The organism is Mesorhizobium sp. M4B.F.Ca.ET.089.01.1.1 (assembly GCF_004022605.1).
In the GTDB taxonomy this organism is placed as follows: Bacteria; Pseudomonadota; Alphaproteobacteria; order Rhizobiales; family Rhizobiaceae; genus Mesorhizobium; species Mesorhizobium abyssinicae.
This window is the reverse complement of sequence record NZ_RZOS01001401.1, coordinates 1-458: the sequence shown is the minus strand read 5'-3', so window position 1 is coordinate 458 and position 458 is coordinate 1. Positions and strand designations below refer to the sequence as shown.

The 458-nt window shown below is 62.0% G+C and carries 1 protein-coding gene; it reads right to left on the bottom strand.

What is annotated here, in order from left to right; all coding sequences use genetic code 11:
• The coding region (locus EN780_RS37680) for a UvrD-helicase domain-containing protein (RefSeq protein ID WP_145971057.1) at positions 1-458 on the bottom strand (458 nt) is incomplete at both ends.

Genomic DNA, 458 nt, shown 5'->3' with positions numbered 1-458 from the left:
TTCTAAGGGTGTCCGATACGTAGCGCCGGTAGTCAGCCTCCCCATCGAATACCTCTATCGGGATGTCCGCCTTGGGATGCACGACGAGAAGCTCGGCCCACATCCGGGCGAATTCCGGGTCGCCCTCGCTTAGATTCTGGATGATCGCCTCGATAACCCTTGTTTCGCCAGCGGGATGATCCACCCAGTTGGCGAGCTGGGCTGGCCGGCCCTCGATCTCCTCGATGATTCCGCGCCCAAGCGCATGAAACGTCGTGACGCGGCACTCCAGGGCGTCCTCCGGGACCTGCAGCTGCGCAGCGATCCTCGTCCTGAGTTCATCGGCTGCGCTCTTGTTATAGGCTAGGAGCAGGATCTCGTCGGGCCGATAGAGTTGCTTCTCCAGCACGTAGGCAACCTTGCCGACCATCGTCGCGGACTTGCCGGAGCCTGCCGAGGCGACCAGCAGGTTGTTGTCC